General features: G+C 45.6%; 14 protein-coding genes and 1 pseudogene. 11 read left to right on the forward strand and 4 right to left on the reverse strand.

The genetic code is table 11. The features are described from left to right. Positions 1–83: helix-turn-helix domain-containing protein (locus tag MKMG_RS00005; RefSeq protein WP_165074296.1), on the reverse strand; the 83-nt coding region annotated here is incomplete at its 3' end. Next, positions 84–224 (reverse strand): annotated as a pseudogene (locus MKMG_RS00010) (IS200/IS605 family transposase); the annotation flags it as partial. It lies immediately after the preceding gene. A 196-nt stretch (positions 225–420) separates the two neighbouring features. Between MKMG_RS00010 and tnpB the strand changes: the two are divergent. Continuing rightward, a complete protein-coding gene (tnpB, locus tag MKMG_RS00015) occupies positions 421–1,575 on the forward strand; it encodes an IS200/IS605 family element RNA-guided endonuclease TnpB (RefSeq protein WP_254059023.1) in 1,155 nt (384 codons plus the stop codon). A 115-nt stretch (positions 1,576–1,690) separates the two neighbouring features. Continuing rightward, positions 1,691–1,864, forward strand: coding sequence for a hypothetical protein (locus MKMG_RS00020; protein WP_165074157.1), 174 nt, complete (start codon positions 1,691–1,693; stop codon positions 1,862–1,864). Positions 1,865–2,269: 405 nt separating this feature from the next. Here the strand turns inward: MKMG_RS00020 and MKMG_RS00025 are convergent, their stop codons facing one another. Further along, the gene (locus tag MKMG_RS00025) at positions 2,270–2,428 is read right to left on the reverse strand and encodes a transposase (protein ID WP_165074159.1); all 159 of its coding nucleotides are present in this window, start codon (positions 2,426–2,428) and stop codon (positions 2,270–2,272) included. A 1,128-nt stretch (positions 2,429–3,556) separates the two neighbouring features. On the opposite strand from MKMG_RS00025, the gene MKMG_RS00030 reads away from it, so the two are divergent. The 9 genes from MKMG_RS00030 (at position 3,557) to MKMG_RS00070 (ending at position 14,276) form a co-directional block, all read left to right on the forward strand. Continuing rightward, positions 3,557–4,150 (forward strand): acyltransferase, encoded by a 594-nt coding sequence (locus MKMG_RS00030; protein ID WP_254059028.1) that lies wholly within the window; start codon positions 3,557–3,559, stop codon positions 4,148–4,150. After that, positions 4,147–5,232, forward strand: a complete 1,086-nt coding sequence (locus tag MKMG_RS00035; protein WP_165074162.1) for a DegT/DnrJ/EryC1/StrS aminotransferase family protein — start codon at positions 4,147–4,149, stop codon at positions 5,230–5,232. Before MKMG_RS00030 ends, MKMG_RS00035 begins: the two co-directional genes overlap by 4 nt. 2 nt (positions 5,233–5,234) lie before the next feature. Continuing rightward, positions 5,235–6,143 (forward strand): Gfo/Idh/MocA family protein, encoded by a 909-nt coding sequence (locus MKMG_RS00040; protein ID WP_165074164.1) that lies wholly within the window; start codon positions 5,235–5,237, stop codon positions 6,141–6,143. Positions 6,144–6,333: 190 nt separating this feature from the next. Then, the gene (locus MKMG_RS00045) at positions 6,334–7,893 is read left to right on the forward strand and encodes a nucleotide sugar dehydrogenase (RefSeq protein WP_165074173.1); all 1,560 of its coding nucleotides are present in this window, start codon (positions 6,334–6,336) and stop codon (positions 7,891–7,893) included. A gap of 37 nt (positions 7,894–7,930) precedes the next feature. Beyond that, positions 7,931–9,040 carry a non-hydrolyzing UDP-N-acetylglucosamine 2-epimerase gene (wecB, locus tag MKMG_RS00050; RefSeq protein ID WP_165074175.1) on the forward strand — a complete coding sequence of 370 codons (1,110 nt, stop codon included), beginning with the start codon at positions 7,931–7,933 and terminating at the stop codon, positions 9,038–9,040. Positions 9,041–9,169: 129 nt separating this feature from the next. Next, positions 9,170–10,723 (forward strand): oligosaccharide flippase family protein, encoded by a 1,554-nt coding sequence (locus MKMG_RS00055; protein ID WP_165074177.1) that lies wholly within the window; start codon positions 9,170–9,172, stop codon positions 10,721–10,723. After that, positions 10,720–12,111 (forward strand): Coenzyme F420 hydrogenase/dehydrogenase, beta subunit C-terminal domain, encoded by a 1,392-nt coding sequence (locus MKMG_RS00060; RefSeq protein WP_165074179.1) that lies wholly within the window; start codon positions 10,720–10,722, stop codon positions 12,109–12,111. Before MKMG_RS00055 ends, MKMG_RS00060 begins: the two co-directional genes overlap by 4 nt. After that, complete coding sequence (locus tag MKMG_RS00065; RefSeq protein ID WP_165074181.1) at positions 12,104–13,366, forward strand: polysaccharide pyruvyl transferase family protein; 1,263 nt, start codon at positions 12,104–12,106, stop codon at positions 13,364–13,366. The genes MKMG_RS00060 and MKMG_RS00065 overlap by 8 nt, the downstream gene beginning before the upstream one ends. Then, entirely contained in the window at positions 13,359–14,276 is a 918-nt protein-coding gene (locus tag MKMG_RS00070; protein WP_165074183.1) for a glycosyltransferase family 2 protein, read from the forward strand. The genes MKMG_RS00065 and MKMG_RS00070 overlap by 8 nt, the downstream gene beginning before the upstream one ends. 75 nt (positions 14,277–14,351) lie before the next feature. Here the strand turns inward: MKMG_RS00070 and MKMG_RS00075 are convergent, their stop codons facing one another. After that, complete coding sequence (locus MKMG_RS00075; protein ID WP_165074185.1) at positions 14,352–16,088, reverse strand: hypothetical protein; 1,737 nt, start codon at positions 16,086–16,088, stop codon at positions 14,352–14,354. Between the last annotated feature and the right edge of the window lie 56 nt (positions 16,089–16,144).

A 16,144-nucleotide genomic window follows, 5' to 3' on the forward strand; every position in this document is an offset into this window, starting at 1 on the left:
CACCTACAGGTATCAAGTGCTACATTCAGTCGTGTCTCTGCAACTGGATTTGGATATGCACGATACTTGTAGGATACTATCATTCATTTCTCCATTTGGAAATTCACATAATGTTTCAGAACATCAGGACTAACCTGTCTGGATGTTGTAAGGAAATATGAGGGAGAACATAACCCATCTCCCCACAACAACTTTATGGTTGCAGGATACTCCTGACGCAATTTGCGTGACGATACACAATATAATTATCGTAGCGAGGAAGGGGCTCTGCTTTCATCCCCGGCCTGAAGACCGGGGACTTCCCGCTCTGCCCCTTCACCCCGCAAGTTAAATTTTATAAGGAAAGCGTAAAACCCCCTGGTCTTTAGCCAAGGGGATGTAAGCGTAAATTTGTAGATTTCACCACTCAGATATTGCAATATGGATAAAACATATATTTTGTCAGGTAGTATATTAACCGGCATGTTGAAAGCCTGCAGGTATCGAATATATCCCAATAAAGAGCAGAGAGAATTGTTCTTTAAACATTTCGGGGCTTGTAGGTTTGTTTACAATTGGGCTTTGGAAAACAAACTGAAATCATATGAATCAGATGGAAAATCGATTTCAGGATTTTCGTTAAATAAGATGTTACCCGGATTAAAAGACGAACACGTTTGGCTAAAGGATGTGTATTCTCAGTCTTTGCAGGGTGCAACACTCAATCTTGAGAATGCTTTTACTCACTTCTTCAGAGAGAAGAAAGGTTTTCCAAAGTTCAAATCACGGAAGAATCCAGTTCAGTCATTTTCAGTCCCTCAACATTATGTTGTGGATTTTGATGCCCATAAGATCAGACTTCCGAAGATCGGTTGGATCAAAACGAAGTTACACCGAAGATATGAGGGTGCAGAGAAATCTGCAACGGTATCAATAACGCCGACCGGCCAATTCTACATCAACATCCTGGTTGATGATGGATTAGATTATCCTGAAAAACAGCCGTTTGACGAGAAGACTACCGTTGATATTGATGTGGGTATTAAGGATTTTGCAGTCCTGTCCAGCGGAAAGAAGATCAACAATCCGAGACATCTCAAAAACTCTCTTCTGCGAATGAAGGCCTTACAGAGACGTTTGAGCAGGAAACAAAGAGGTTCCAACAACAGAGAAAAGTCAAAATTATCAGTAGCGAAACTCCACGAGAAGATCAGCAATCAAAGAAATGATTTCCAGCATAAGATCTCTTTTAGATTAATATGCGAGAACCAGGCAATTGCGCTGGAAACATTAAATGTTGCAGGGATGTTGAAAAATCATCGTCTGGCACAACATATCGCGGATGCCTCGTGGAGTTCGTTTGTTACAAAACTGGAATATAAGGCACAACGTCAGGGGAAAAACATCCTGCGTATCGGTCGGTTTGAACCATCGACCAGGATATGCAGTGTTTGTGGCCATTACAATGGTGGGTTGACTTTGGCCGACAGAGATTGGGTTTGTCCCGACTGTAACACAAATCATGACCGGGATGTCAATGCTGCGATCAATATCAAAAAATTCGCACTTGACAGACAAAATTTAATTGGAGTTTAACACCTTCGGAACGAGGGGTTGGGCCTGTGGACTCGCGAACATAAGTTCGGGGTATGAAGCAGGAAGTCCCTGAGTCTTTAGCTCAGGGGTAGTTCACTGATGGCGATGTATGACTATGGCTGAAGCAATACGTGAAATGAACGATATTCTCTTTCTCCTTCAGAAGATTGAAAGTATCATCGATACACGGCTCATTGGAGAAGTCGAGCCAGATGAAGATGAAATCAGCCTGATTGCGGAGTATCAGGATAGAAAAAAGAAAGGAACTCTGAGACTCCATGAAATATAGGATTTTTCTGGAGAAGCGGGCAAAACGGGATCCTGAATCAATTGAGGAACCCGATCATACGCACATTTACACCAGGCTTCAGCAATTAAAGGAAGGATTCTCTCCGGATCTCGACATTCGCAAATTAAAAGGGATACAGAATACATATCGGCTGAGAGTGGGAACCTGGCGTATTATTTTCGAACTCTGTCCTGATTATCAGATTGTTATCATTGGAATCCGACCAAGAAAAACTGCTTATAGGGACTATTGATATAAATATGACTCTTCTCCATATTTCTGAACCCCAAACTTCACCCTATTTTGTCGCGTTCTAAACTACAGGTGGAGCAAGGGGGAATGCCTGCCCATTCTCCCTGCGACTCATCACATTTCAGGGGGAGGGGGGCTTCCCCCCTCCCCTGTTCATAACCATATGCACTGGTTTAATCCGTACATCTGTCTGATCTTCAAAATGAAATAGTCGGGATCCCTAAATCCAAAAACAGCTCTCTTTATGACATTAATCTTGTTGTTGAAGCCTTCACTTGCAGCGTTTGTGTATCCAAAGCCGAAGTAATTCACAATTCCCTAAAAGTGACGTTTAATTGTATTTATTATTGGCAAAAACACTTTGATTCCGGATTCCACAACATTGTCCATCCCGCCCTGAACAGGCGCCGGATATCATCATTTCATTGAGGTTTTGGATGAGGGGATGGATGCGTCAGGACTACCATTTTGAGATTTGTCTGATCTTCTTCAGCTGTTACCGTTTGATACCTGCACTGGATTTATGTCCTGCATCAACAATTTTCCGGCTGATTTTGTGAGCTGCTGGTATACACTGATAGTATAGCTGAACTTTTTTGAGATATTCATTCAGGTATGCCTGAAGTTATGCGATGATCCGATCAACATTGTGACCCCCTGTTAAGTATAATCGGGGGGTAAAACAGACGTTTTTTGGCTCTTTTCTGACTTCGTCTGGATGCCGGGAAAAGACGGCCAAAATGCCTGTTATTTGCTCAGATGACGGTTGATTGCGGACTATTGAGCGGTCGCTGTTGGCAGGTATTTTGAAAGGATGTGCAGGATGTCTTGGGGTGAGAACGGCCCGCTCTGTGCTTCTGTGTGGATCGGTTTTTCGGGAATTTTGGCATTTTTTGGGGATATATCTGAGAGTAACCTGGATTGAATTAAGGGTGAATTGGGCTTATTTTTTGTCTTTTCAGGCTCTTTTTTGGTCTCATTTTGTGTGGCGTAATTTACGGCAGATATGCGCCTTATTTGCCTTATTATTGGTTATTAATGGGTCATTTGACGGACGCTGTTGGGGTGTGTGCTGCAGAGGATGCATGGCATGTCTTGTGGTGAGATAGGTCCGCTCCGTCCTTCTGTGTGGGTCGGTTTTTGGGGAATTTGGCATTTTTTTGAGTATTTGAGTGATGGTTATCCAAAATGGCTGGTGCGGATACCTGAAAATGCAGTGCGGTAAATATGAGAATGGTTCTAATGGTGTATACGGATTCCGTAAACGATTCATCCGTGAACGGAACCATTCTCATGCTGAGCAATCCGTTGCAATGATTTATATGCCATTTATTTTCAGTATATTAACGTTGTTGTAATTTTCCAAACAAATGTGCACATTATTTATATGAATATTCCAAAAATATATACAGAATGTTACCATATTGATCTGAGGTGCGTATCATCATTTTTGGAACAAATACCATCGGCAACAATACCATATTATCGGATAACGTAACGCTTGGCTTTCCCTCACGCGAGCACATGGGCAAAGAAACATTTCCGGGGACGACCATCGGTGTGGACGGGGTGCTCCGGTCTGGTACGATCATCTATGCTGACGTAGTGATCGGGAAGAATTTCTCCACCGGACACAATGTGATGATCCGGGAAAAGACGACCATCGGTGACAGCGTCTCCGTCGGGACGAACACGATCATCGAGGGGAATACCATCATCGGGAGCCATGTGAATCTCCAGAGTCTGGTCTACATACCAACCGGGGTTTTGATAGAGGACAATGTCTTCATCGGCCCGAATGCGGTGCTCACGAATGATCCCTACCCGCCGCATGGCGGTGATCATCTGAGGGGCCCTGTCATCAGGAAAGGTGCCTCTATCGGTGCCAACGCCACGATTCTGCCGGGCGTGGAGGTAGGTGCCGGTGCCCTTGTCGCAGCCGGTGCGGTTGTCACGCGGGATGTGCCGGCCCGTATGCTTGCGATAGGGAGTCCGGCCCGGTTTAAGGAAATGCCTGAAGGTGCGAAACGATGATCCCGGTCGGACGGCCTCTCGTCGGGGATGAAGAGATTGCCGCTGTTACAGAGGTGATCCGGTCGGGGATGCTTGCCCAGGGTGCGGTTGTTACCGCATTCGAGGATGAGTTTGCAGCCTACTGCGGGGTACAAGAGGCCGTCGGCACAAACTCCGGGACTGCGGCCTTGCATGCCGTTCTTCTGGCGCTTGGTATCAAAGCAGGGGATGAGGTGATTGTTCCTTCATTTACCTTTATTGCAACCGCGACTGCGGTGAGCATGTGCGGTGCAACACCCGTTATGGTTGATGTGGAAATGGATACCTATACCATCAACCCGGAGGAAATTGCTGAGCACATCACTCCCCGGACGAAGGCGGTCATTGGTGTGCATCTCTTTGGTCAGTCGTTTGATATTCTTCCGGTTGCTGCGATCTGTGATGAACATGATCTCTTTCTGGTTGAAGACTGTGCCCAGGCGCATGGGGCGCAGTATAATGGAGAGAAGGTCGGCGGGTTTGGCGCTGCCGGGTGTTTCTCGTTTTATCCGACAAAGAACATGACAACTGGAGAAGGAGGCATGGTCACCACCAATGACCCGGAGCTTGCCGCACGGGTGAGACGGGTTATTAACCACGGCCAGAGTGACAAGTACCTCCACACCGAACTGGGGTTCAATCTGCGGATGAGCAACCTGAATGCCGCCATCGGCCGGGTTCAGCTTGCGAAACTTGACGGGTTTAATGCACAGAGGCAGGCAAATGCCGCCTACTTTAATGAGAATCTAAAGTGTGCGGGGCTTTCCACGCCCTACTGCCGGGATGGTTCAGTCCATGTCTACCACCAGTATGTGGTGGAAGTAGGGGATGATTTTGTGATGGATCGGGAGGCCTTTATGGCCTATCTGCGGGAGAAGGAGATCGGATCTGCCGTGCACTATCCGATGCCGGTGCATATGCAGCCGCTTTATCGTGATTCCGGGAATGTAGTGTGTCCGGTTTCTGACGCATTGTCTTCCCGTGTGCTGAGTCTGCCGGTGCATCCGGGCGTACGTCTTTCTGATTGCGAATATATCTGTAATATCATAAACGAGGTAGAGTAACAATGGATGTTGGAGTTATTGGTGTGGGTGTCATGGGACAGAATCATGCCCGTGTCTACTCAGAGCTGAAAGCGGTTGATTCAGTCCGGGTATTTGATTTGAATGAGACTGCCGCACAAAATGTTGCAGCAAAGAACGGTATCGAGTGTGCCGGGTCGATGGAAGAACTGCTGCGTTCGGTGGATGCGGTGAGTCTGTGTGTGCCGACTCCCTACCATTATACTACGGCAAAAGCGGTAATTGATGCAGGAGTGCATATGCTGATTGAAAAGCCCATCTGTCTGACATCACAGGAAGCAGAAGATTTGATACCGCAGATACCTGATGATCTGGTGGTGGGTGTCGGTCATATCGAGCGCTTTAACCCAATAATTGCTGAGATTCAGCGAATTGTGAAAGATCCTCTCTATGTGGAGATCAAACGCCACAACCCTGCTTCGGCACGGGTGACCGGGAGTTCGGTTGTTGAAGATTTGATGATTCACGATATTGACATTGTCTTTAACGCGCTCTTTGACGGCGAGTATTCCATGCAGTCGTTTTGCACCTTTGATATATGCGGGGCGATGTTTCAGTTTGAAAAGACGCCGGTCTATCTTTCGGCAAGCCGGAAGTCTTCCAAAAAGATGCGCATGATCCACATCGAAGAGGAGGAATTCACGATTCAGGGGGACTTTATGACGCAGGAAGTCTATGTCTACAGGAAGCCCGAGCACTATCATGTGGAAGAGCAGCGGTATGTGCAGGACAATATCATCGAGAAGGTCATGGTCGGAAAGGTTGAGCCCCTGAAGACCGAGCTGAACACATTTATTGACTGTGTGAAGAAGGGTAATCCGTTCACCGTTACGCCCGAGCAGGGACTGGCGAATGTACGGGTCTGTGAATCGATTAAAAACGAGATATCCTGAATGGATTTACAGAGAGGTTCAATGAATTCTCCCCATCCGTTCATCTGATTGCATCGACGGAGAGGGGTAGGGAAGTAATTCAATGAATACATACATTCCACATCCCTTTCTCTGAATAAACGGGAAGGACATATTTAATGCATACAATCCAGAATATTTCATCAAACAAATCATACGAGGGTCACAATATATGAACACAAACACCAGCACAAAACTTCAGCAGCTCTTTGAGAAACGCGGGCCGGTCAAGACCATTGGTGTCATCGGCATGGGCTATGTGGGGATTCCCGCAGCCGTGCTCTTTGCGGATGCATCAGAATTCAGTTTGGTCTATGGGTTCCAGCGGGCATCAAAGAGTTCCGGGTATAAGATTGGAATGCTCAACTCAGGTGTTAGTCCCCTGAAGGGCGAGGAGCCGGGGCTTGAGGATCTGATTGCAAAGGTTGTGGGAAAAGACGGCGGCGAAAATAGTGGCAAACCAAAATTCACCTGCACGTCAGACTTATCGAAGATTGCCGAGTGTGACGCGGTGACGCTTGCCATCCAGACACCGTTTGAAAATCCCAAAGACCTCATTCCAAACTTCACTCCCCTGATTGAAGGCATACGGAATGTCGGCCGGTATCTCACGCCCGGCACCCTCGTTGTCCTGGAGTCAACGATCACCCCCGGCACGACCACAGGCATGGCCCGCGAGATTCTTGAAGAGGAGTCCTGGCTTGTTGCAGGAGAAGACTTCGGCCTTGCCCACGCCCCTGAGCGGGTAATGGTGGGACGGCTCCTGAAAAACATCCGGGAGCATGACCGGATCGTCGGTGGCATAGACAACGTCTCGACCAAGCGTGCGTGTGAACTCTACGGCCCGGTACTCACGAAAGGCGAGTTAATCCCGATGAGTGCGACCGCAGCAGAAGTCACCAAGACTGCAGAGAACACCTTCCGTGACCTGCAGATTGCCGCAGCAAACCAGCTCGCCCTCTACTGTGAGGCGATGGGAATTAATTTCTACGAAGTCCGCACCGGTGTTGACTCACTGAAAGGTGAAGGAATAACTCGTGCCATCCTCTGGCCCGGTGCCGGTGTCGGTGGGCACTGTCTCACCAAGGACACCTATCACCTGGAACGCGGTGTGGAGCAGTTGGGGCCCGAGGCACTTGACTGGCCGGATGACATTGCATCGCTGTATGTTTCATCCCGCCTGATCAATGATTTCATGCCGAGCCACATGCTGCATCTGACGGAGTCTGCTCTTCAACAGGCAGCTCTCGCTCAGGCTGGCGCAGGTAGGACCGATACTGAAACTATGACTGAGACAGATACCGAAACTAAGACACAGATCCTGAAGGGTGCAAAGATCGCTCTCCTTGGCTGGGCCTTCCTCAATGACTCAGATGATGCCCGGAACACACCGGCCGAACCGTTCTATCAGGCGGCTATTGCGGCAGGTGCTGAAGTTCGCATCCATGACCCATGGGTTGACCGGAAGACGGCACCGGATGTGCCGGAAGGTGCGGATATCACCCGTGACCTTGACGCGGTCTTAAGGGGAGCCGATGCTGTTGTTATCTTTGCTGGTCATAAGGAATACCGGACTCTTGCCCCAGCAGAGGTGAAGGAGCTCTGTGGATGTAGCCATCCGGTGCTTGTCGATGGGAGGAATGTCGCTGATCCTGATGCGTGGATTGGAGCAGGCTATGTCTATCGGGGAATTGGTCGTGGGGATAAGAACCAGCATCCGCTCGTGGAGTAGTGCCCTTTGGCAGAAAATAGTAGAAGGTAAAATTCAGATGAAGATCGTCACCATCGTCGGGGCCCGCCCCCAGTTTATCAAGTGTGCGCCTGTTTCGCGTGCACTCCGGACAGAGCATATAGAGATACTCGTCCACACCGGGCAGCATTATGACGCGAATATGTCAGATGTCTTCTTCACCGAACTTGCCATCCCGGCACCGGACTATAATCTGGGCATCGGGTCCGGCCCGCAGGGTGAACAGACGGGCAGAATGCTAGCTGAGATTGAAACTGTCCTTCAAAAGGAACAGCCGGATATGGTGCTTGTCTATGGTGACACGAACTCCACCCTTTCCGGCGCCCTTGCGGCCGTGAAGCTGCATATTCCGGTTGCCCATGTGGAGGCGGGCCTGCGGAGTTTTGACAGGTCGATGCCTGAGGAGATCAACCGGATTGTCACCGATCACATCTCAGACCTGCTCTTCTGCCCGACCCAGACGGCGGTTGACAATCTCGCAGCAGAAGGGATCACGAAGGGGGTGCACCTTACGGGTGATGTGATGGTAGATGCCCTGCTCTACAATACTGAGATTGCGGAGCGATCTTCAACAGTTCTTGAAGACTTGGATCTGGTTGAAGGTGAATATTATGTTGCCACCGTTCACCGGGCATCGAACACAGACACAGAAGAGAACCTGAGAAGTATTGTGGATGCGTTTGGGCAAATCGGTGGCCCGATTGTCTTCCCGGCCCATCCGCGGACGGTGAAATACCTGAAAGAGTATGGTCTCTATGACGACCTCCCTGAGAATATTCGTCTGCTTGAACCCCTTGCGTATCTGGACATGCTCCATCTTATGAAACATGCGAGGATGATTCTTACTGACTCTGGTGGCGTGCAGAAGGAGGCGTATATCCTGAAGGTGCCCTGTGTTACGCTGCGGGAGAATACCGAGTGGGTGGAGACGCTGGAAGACGGGTGGAATGTACTTGTTGGGGCTGACCGAGAGAAGGTAGTCAAAATGGTAAGACAAGCCGTACCTGACGCTCTGCAGTGGGTGGGTCGGTTTGGTGAGGGGAAGAGTGCGGTGCAAATTTGTGATGTTCTTGCGAGTTTTGCTCGTTGTTCCTCCCCTGTGCCGTTTTCATCGACCCCAATCCTGTAATTAATAGCGTTTTTGGGATAGAAAGATGTTATTCGGTTATAAATGTGCAACAATTAAGAAAAGAATTGATCATTAGAATATTAGTTTACCTGGGGTGGATATCAATTATTCTTACAATGAGGCTTTACAGTGCAATCAGATTCAGAAACAAATAAGAAGTTCGCTTCACAGCTCCCGCGAAATCTGGCTGCAAATATTGGGTATTTTCTCGTTAATATTGTTATAGGGCTCCTGCTTGTTCCCTATTTCATCGATACGCTCGGTGTTGCCGCTTACGGCCTCATCCCGCTTGCAACCTCGGTCACTGGGTATGTGGCCATTTTCATCCATTCGCTCAATACTTCAGTGTCCCGGTTCCTCACGGTCGACCTCCGGCGGGAGGATTATGAAGCGGCAAACCGGACATTCAACACGTCGCTTTTTGGGCTCACAGCAGTCATCGCTCTGATGGTCCCCTTCGCTGTAGTTGTCGCATATTTTATCCCTTTAATCTTCAACGTTCCGGCGGGTCAGGAGAGTGGGGCTCAGCTTCTTTTCCTCGGGGTCTGTGCCGCCTTCTTTATCAGGGCATGGAGCGGGAATTTCACGGTCCAGCTCTTTGCCTACAATCGGCTTGATCTGCAGAATATTGTCAATATCAGCAACATCATTGTTCAGGTTGGGCTGATCGTTCTCTTCTTTACACTATTTGGCCCCAGCCTCGTCTTGGTTGGTCTTGCCTATCTGGGGGGTTCTGTTGTATCCTCATGCATCTCTATCATATTCGCAAAAAGGGTCTGCCCCAACCTCCAAGTCTCTCTTCATTCCTTCGACCAAAGAAGAGTGAAATCTCTCTGTGGGATGGGCTGGTGGGTGGTGATCAACCAGATTGGTTCTCTTCTCTTCCTTCAGGTTGATCTCATCGTTGTGAATATGATATTTGGGGCAGATGCGGGGGGTGAGTACGCAATTGCCCTCCAGTGGGTTGTGCTCCTCCGGGCAGTTGCAGGAACGCTCTCGGGAGTGTTGACGCCGATGGTTCTCACATACTATGTTCAGAACCGGACTGAGACCCTCATCAGGGTCACAAAAAGTGCGGTCAAATTCATGGGGCTTGCCATGGCCCTCCCTATTGGTCTTGTCTGTGGGTTTTCCCCGCAGCTCATTACGATCTGGGTCGGTTCTGAGTTTGCGTTTCTCGCCCCGTTGATGATGCTGTTGACCTGTCATCTTGTCATCAACCTCGCGGTTCTTCCCCTCTTTGCTATCAATGTGGCATATAATCGGGTGAGGATACCTGGGATCGTAACATTCTTTATGGGGTTTGCGAATTTTGCCCTTGCAATTGGGTTGTCGATTCTGACCGGGTGGGGTTATTATGGTGTCGCAGCAGCCGGGGTAATCGTCCTCACCCTGAAAAATACTATCTTTACTCCTTGGTATGCGACACGGGTGCTTGGGGTGAGTGCGTATACTTTCATACGATCCATGGTGCCAGGGATTGTAGCTTTCATTCTTGTATTTTTAGCTGCATCAATTCTTGGGAACTTCCTCTTCCTCAGCACAATTGTTCCACTGGTCATTGCTGGCGGTGCGGTTGTTCTTTTTTATGGAATTGCTATCCTGAAATTTGGCCTCAATACGTTTGAACGCCAGCTGTTTTCGTCATATCTGCCCCCTGGAATAAGGAGGATCCTTGCATGAACGTGTTTAATATTACTCAAATCGTAGAAAATGATCTATGCATCGGCTGTGGCCTCTGCGCTGCACTATGCCCACAGGGTGTCCTGGAGATGCGATGGAACCGCCACGGGGAATACAATCCGGTGGCAATTGCGGAGTGCACCACAGAATGCGGCCTCTGCCTGAAGGTCTGCCCGTTTGCAGATCATGAAGAGAATGAGGACACGATCGGAAAGGAACTCTATGCTGATGTGCCGGGTATCAGCCATCGCCCGGAGGCTGGTTACTCCCTTGCCTCTTACGTAGGTTACTCTGATAAACACCGCCCGACAAGTGCCTCGGGTGGTATGGCAACCTGGCTCCTGGAGACGCTGCTCACGGAGGGAATCGTTGACCATGTCATCTGCACCGCCCCTACTGGCGATCCTGAGTGTCTCTTCTCCTTCAGGGTCTTTGATACTCCGGAGGGTGTGCGCACCGGGGCCGGTTCAGCTTACTACCCGGTGGAGATGTCAGAGGTCATCAGTCATATCCTCGACCATCCGGGGCGGTATGCCATCACCGGTCTGCCCTGTTTCATCAAGGCGATCCGGCTTGCCCAGCAGAGAAACAAAAAACTCAGGGAGCGGGTTGTCGTCACCGTTGGCCTTACCTGTGGTCAGCTGAAGAGCAGGCATTTTACCGAGTATATCGCTGCACTTGCCGGCGTGCGGGGGAAGGTGACGGCGGTGCGTCACCGTGGGAAGAGCAAGGATCAACCGGCGAGTAATTTTCACTTTTCTTTCACGACCGAAGATGGTGAAGAAAGCAGAATCTTCTGGAAAGAGGGGATTGCTGAGGCCTGGGTGAACCGGTGGTTTACACCGAATGCCTGTAACTATTGTGATGATGTCTTTGCCGAGTGTGCGGATGTGACCTGTATGGATGCCTGGTTGCCGGGGTATTCGGGGGATAGCAGGGGGTCAAATCTTGTGTTGGTGAGGTCGCCATTACTACAGGATTTGATTGCTGAAGGAGTCAGGCGAAAAGAAGTAAATCTTGATCCAATTCACGTTGATAAAGTTGTTCAGAGTCAGGCAGGTGTCATTGCATCCAAACGACAACACCTTGCACACAGGCTGTATAACGCACAGAAAGAGAATGGGAGGGTGCCAGATAAGCGGGTTCCTCCCAAAAAATTGATGAATCCAATTACAGTTTCTGAAATATCACTCAAAGATCAGATGCAAATTTCAAGTCGGATGAACTGGTCTCTGGGTTCCGATTCCAACGTAGAAAGCTTCCGAAGAACGCTGAAACCCCTCATTAAGAAGTTGAATAATGTAAATCAGGTGAAACGAACTATGCAATTACCGATTTTAAGTATCCGTTATATCCAAAGAAGAATCAGGAGTGCACGCCATGAATGATGAGAGACCGTTGTTTATCCTTGCCGGAAACGGACCATATACGAACCGTGGGTGTGAAGCGATCGTGCGGGGGACAACGAAGATTCTTCGGGAGCATTTTGTTAATCCGAGATTCCTGTGCGTCAGTTTTTTCCAAAATGATGCACAATTTGAAGAACAGCGCCACAACGAATATGATGCATCTATAACACATGTGAACTGCCTCAAACTAAATAAGAAGGAGGCTGTATCCCATTTCTGGAAACCAGAAAATATTAGTTATGTTTATAAGCATCTTTTCAACCGGGATAAAATAAAATATATTACTTACCAGAAGATGCTTCCCTATCTCAAAGATGCTAGTGCGGTTCTTTCTGTGGGCGGGGATAATTATTCGCTTGATTATGGAGTGCCGACCAATATTACTGACCTTGACGATATCGTTGTTGAGAACGGGAAACCAATGTTTATCTGGGGTGCTTCGGTAGGTCCATTCAGTGCCATGCCTGATTATGAACAGTATATGAGCAACCATCTCAAGGATGTCACAGGAATTTTTGCCAGGGAATCGGCAACTGTTGAGTATCTGAGGAGTATTGGAGTTAGGGAAAATGTATCCCCCGTGGCAGACCCTGCATTCCTGATGGACGCCGTTAAGCCATCCGGTATTGAGGATGATTTACCGATAGATGATGATTCTCTGGGAATCAATCTCAGCCCACTTATGGCTAAGTATGTGACAGGTGGAGATCAAGAGGCATGGAAGGGAATCGCCGCGAAAATTGTTGAAAAAATTGCAAAAAAAACCGAAATGCCGATTTATCTGATCCCTCATGTAACGAATAGGGGATCAAATGATTATGAATTTATGAGCACATTACTTTCTCTGGTAGGTGACAAGACAGGGAATATTTCACTTGTGTCCCCCCATTATAATGCCGAAGAAACAAAATATATCATCGGTCAGATGTCTCTTTTTGCAGGTGCACGCACTCATTCGACTATCGCGGCCCTTTCATCCTGTGTCCCGACTCTAAGCTTTGCCTACAGCATCAAGGCAAAGGGGATAAACCGGGATATATTTGGGCACGAGGATTATGTACTGAGTCCTCTGAATCTTAATGCTGATACAGCGGCTCATATGATCTTATCAATGGTAGAGAATCAACATCAGATCAGGAAGGAACTCGAACAAGCGATTCCATCTGTTCAGGAATCTGCGATGAAGGCAGGACAGAACCTAAGGAAAATTATTCAGGAGAATTCAGATGCCTAAAGTATCGGTGGTTATTCCTCTCTATAACAAAGAACCCCATATTGCAAGGGCGCTTAACTCGGTTTTGAGTCAGACAGTTCAGGACTTTGAGGTGATCGTGGTCGATGATGGCTCAACGGATGGAGGTGCAGAGGTTGTCAGGTCATTTGACGACCAAAGAATCCGGCTTATTCAGCAGGAGAACCAGGGAGTTTCAGCGGCGAGGAACTGGGGGATTGAGGCGGCTGAGGCGGAGTTGATCGCGTTTCTGGATGCGGATGATGAGTGGCTGCCAGGTTTTTTGGAGACTATTCAAAGAATGCGAGAAAAATTTGCAAATATTGGAGCATATGCAACTGCATATATGATATGTGAAGATAATTTTGAAAAAAGAATTGCTAAATACAAGGGTTTACCTTCCGCACCATGGGAAGGTATAATTCCTAATTATTTTTATTCGATGGTTTTTGGAGAACCACCTATTTGTTCCTCGGTTGTTGCAATCCCGAAACAGGTTTTTTTAAATATTGGTTTATTTTCAACTGAAAGTAAAATGGGTGAAGATTTGGACATGTGGTTTCGTATAGCTTTGAAATATCCAATCGCCTTTAGTTATAATATCGGAGCAATTTATCATAGGGAAAGTATTAACCGGGCTTGTAATGATATAAGCAACTTTGAAAAAGGAAGTCCAATAATTGAAACTGCTCAAATTGCATTGAAAGAGGATATTACACCATTAAACAAAGAGTTAATTCTTGAATATGTAGCTAAATTAAATATTTATTATTCAATACGTCTAATACGAAGTGGCAATAGGAAAACTGGAAGATTAATACTAATTAACTGTAATACTAGATTGTTTTTAAAAAGGAAACTATTATGGATAATATTATCCTTCTTTCCACAGTCAATATTGGATTCTCTGTAACTTAAGTTTGCCAGTTTTAGTTCAATAGGGAATTTGTCTGTTGAACAGGGAGAACAAGTTGCTCAGTTTCCTTGTTTAATCATTAATTAAAAACACTAACAAATTGTCGTTAGAATATACCTTTTTTATTGAGGTGTCTTGATCAATTCTTTCGAAGTCATTAGGGTTATATCGCCATTTATTTTTAAATTCAGGATATAATTTAGGGTAGAACTCAATACCCTTGCTCGTTAGAATAAAATATTCTGTTCCTATCAATCCTTGGCCCAGAGTTGGATATTTTTGATAATTAAAATGATCTGGGGGACTTAAGACCCCATACCACCTAACATTCTGTTGTAATCCGATCTGACCAAACATTGCATGGTAATATCTACGTTGAGATATGCCAAATTCCATTATTTTGAATTGCGTATTTCTGTGTTCATAAAATTTTTCCATCCCAGAATAGTAACTTTGAGGTACCTGCTGATTTAATCCATTAATTGATGGAGAGAGATGAAGATTAAAAAAAGAAAAATAGGTTAAAGTAACCACAAATATTATGGCAAAAAATAAATATATTGTTCGAGCATTAAATTTTGAATGTAATTTTAATTGCTTATAATAAAAAATTAATGTGGTTGGAATCAATATTATTGAAAATAATTGTGCAAATTTATATACTCTCAGGAATCCAAATGCGCCGCTTTTGAAAAGCAAAAATATTGAAAAAATTGAGAAAAAAAGGAAGCCAACTCCTATGAAAACCAAATCAGTGTTAATTATTAGAAAGTTCTTTTTAATGATTAAAAAACCCATCAATGCTATGCATATAATTGATATTGTCCCCAAAAGTATATATTGTCCATATGTTTTAAAGATTAATTTGCCTAGATAGGTATAATCAAGATTTATGTTACTAACTTTTTGTGAATATCCAACTAATTCAGAATTTGTTTCAATATTATTTAAAAAACCATTGAGGATTGGTTCAAGAATATTATTAACTCCAAGATTAAGGGAGTCACTCCATATAACAAAAAATAATAGACCAATTGCTATTGTCGAAAAGTAAAACCATTGAATGGAATACTGTGCTTTGTCATGCAAATAAATTACTGAAATTAATGCCCCAATTACCATTAAAAATACTATAAATACGAGTGGATGGAAGAAAACAAGGGAAATTGTAAAAATAGTTAATAATACACAGGGCTGCCAAGTATTAATGTTGTGAAATATCTTTAATAGTAAATACATTCCAAGGGTAAAAATGCAGAATGCTTGACCATTTGGAAAAAAAAGAACATTTGATGTACCAAACATTGGTATGGTTGCAAGTGCCAGTACTAACAACTTTTCTCTTTTTCCAATGTGGAGTTCATTGGCGAATATATATATTAGTAATACCATTATAAGTGAGAATAGGGGAGGAATGATAAGAGATATTTTAGCATTAGTTATTCCAGTAAAGTATACAATGATATTTCCCAGAATATGATCCATTGGATAACGGTTATCGATAATAAAATGGAATTTCTGGATATCAATCATATGCCCTATATGAGACAAGATATCCCCGTCTCCATATATATAATACCCTCGAATAGTGGGTAGGAATAACATTATAATGTCGCATAATAATATAGGTAACAAAGCCAAAATAATTTGAATTTTGCTTATATTTTCCTGAAAGATTATCAATAATAATATTGTTAAGCCAATGACAAATGTTAAAAATATTAAAAATATGCCATTTGGATATGCTTCATATATTGAGAATTCATAACCTTCAGCGGGTGTCGTTTGCCAAATTATTATTAATGCCAAAATGAACAAACATACATTGATGAGGATCAATTGCTTTATGGTTCGATTGCCAATTT

Origin of the sequence: Methanogenium sp. MK-MG, from assembly GCF_009914725.1 — an archaeon.
Classification (GTDB): Archaea; Halobacteriota; Methanomicrobia; order Methanomicrobiales; family Methanomicrobiaceae; genus Methanogenium.

Bases quoted from the DNA above. Each gene is read 5' to 3' on its own strand.
- tnpB (WP_254059023.1), top strand. From the start codon at position 421: ATGGATAAAACATATATTTTGTCAGGTAGTATATTAACCGGCATGTTG.
- MKMG_RS00020 (WP_165074157.1), top strand. From the start codon at position 1,691: ATGGCTGAAGCAATACGTGAAATGAACGATATTCTCTTTCTCCTTCAG.
- MKMG_RS00035 (WP_165074162.1), top strand. From the start codon at position 4,147: ATGATCCCGGTCGGACGGCCTCTCGTCGGGGATGAAGAGATTGCCGCT.
- MKMG_RS00040 (WP_165074164.1), top strand. From the start codon at position 5,235: ATGGATGTTGGAGTTATTGGTGTGGGTGTCATGGGACAGAATCATGCC.
- MKMG_RS00045 (WP_165074173.1), top strand. From the start codon at position 6,334: ATGAACACAAACACCAGCACAAAACTTCAGCAGCTCTTTGAGAAACGC.
- wecB (WP_165074175.1), top strand. From the start codon at position 7,931: ATGAAGATCGTCACCATCGTCGGGGCCCGCCCCCAGTTTATCAAGTGT.
- MKMG_RS00060 (WP_165074179.1), top strand. From the start codon at position 10,720: ATGAACGTGTTTAATATTACTCAAATCGTAGAAAATGATCTATGCATC.
- MKMG_RS00065 (WP_165074181.1), top strand. From the start codon at position 12,104: ATGAATGATGAGAGACCGTTGTTTATCCTTGCCGGAAACGGACCATAT.
- MKMG_RS00070 (WP_165074183.1), top strand. From the start codon at position 13,359: ATGCCTAAAGTATCGGTGGTTATTCCTCTCTATAACAAAGAACCCCAT.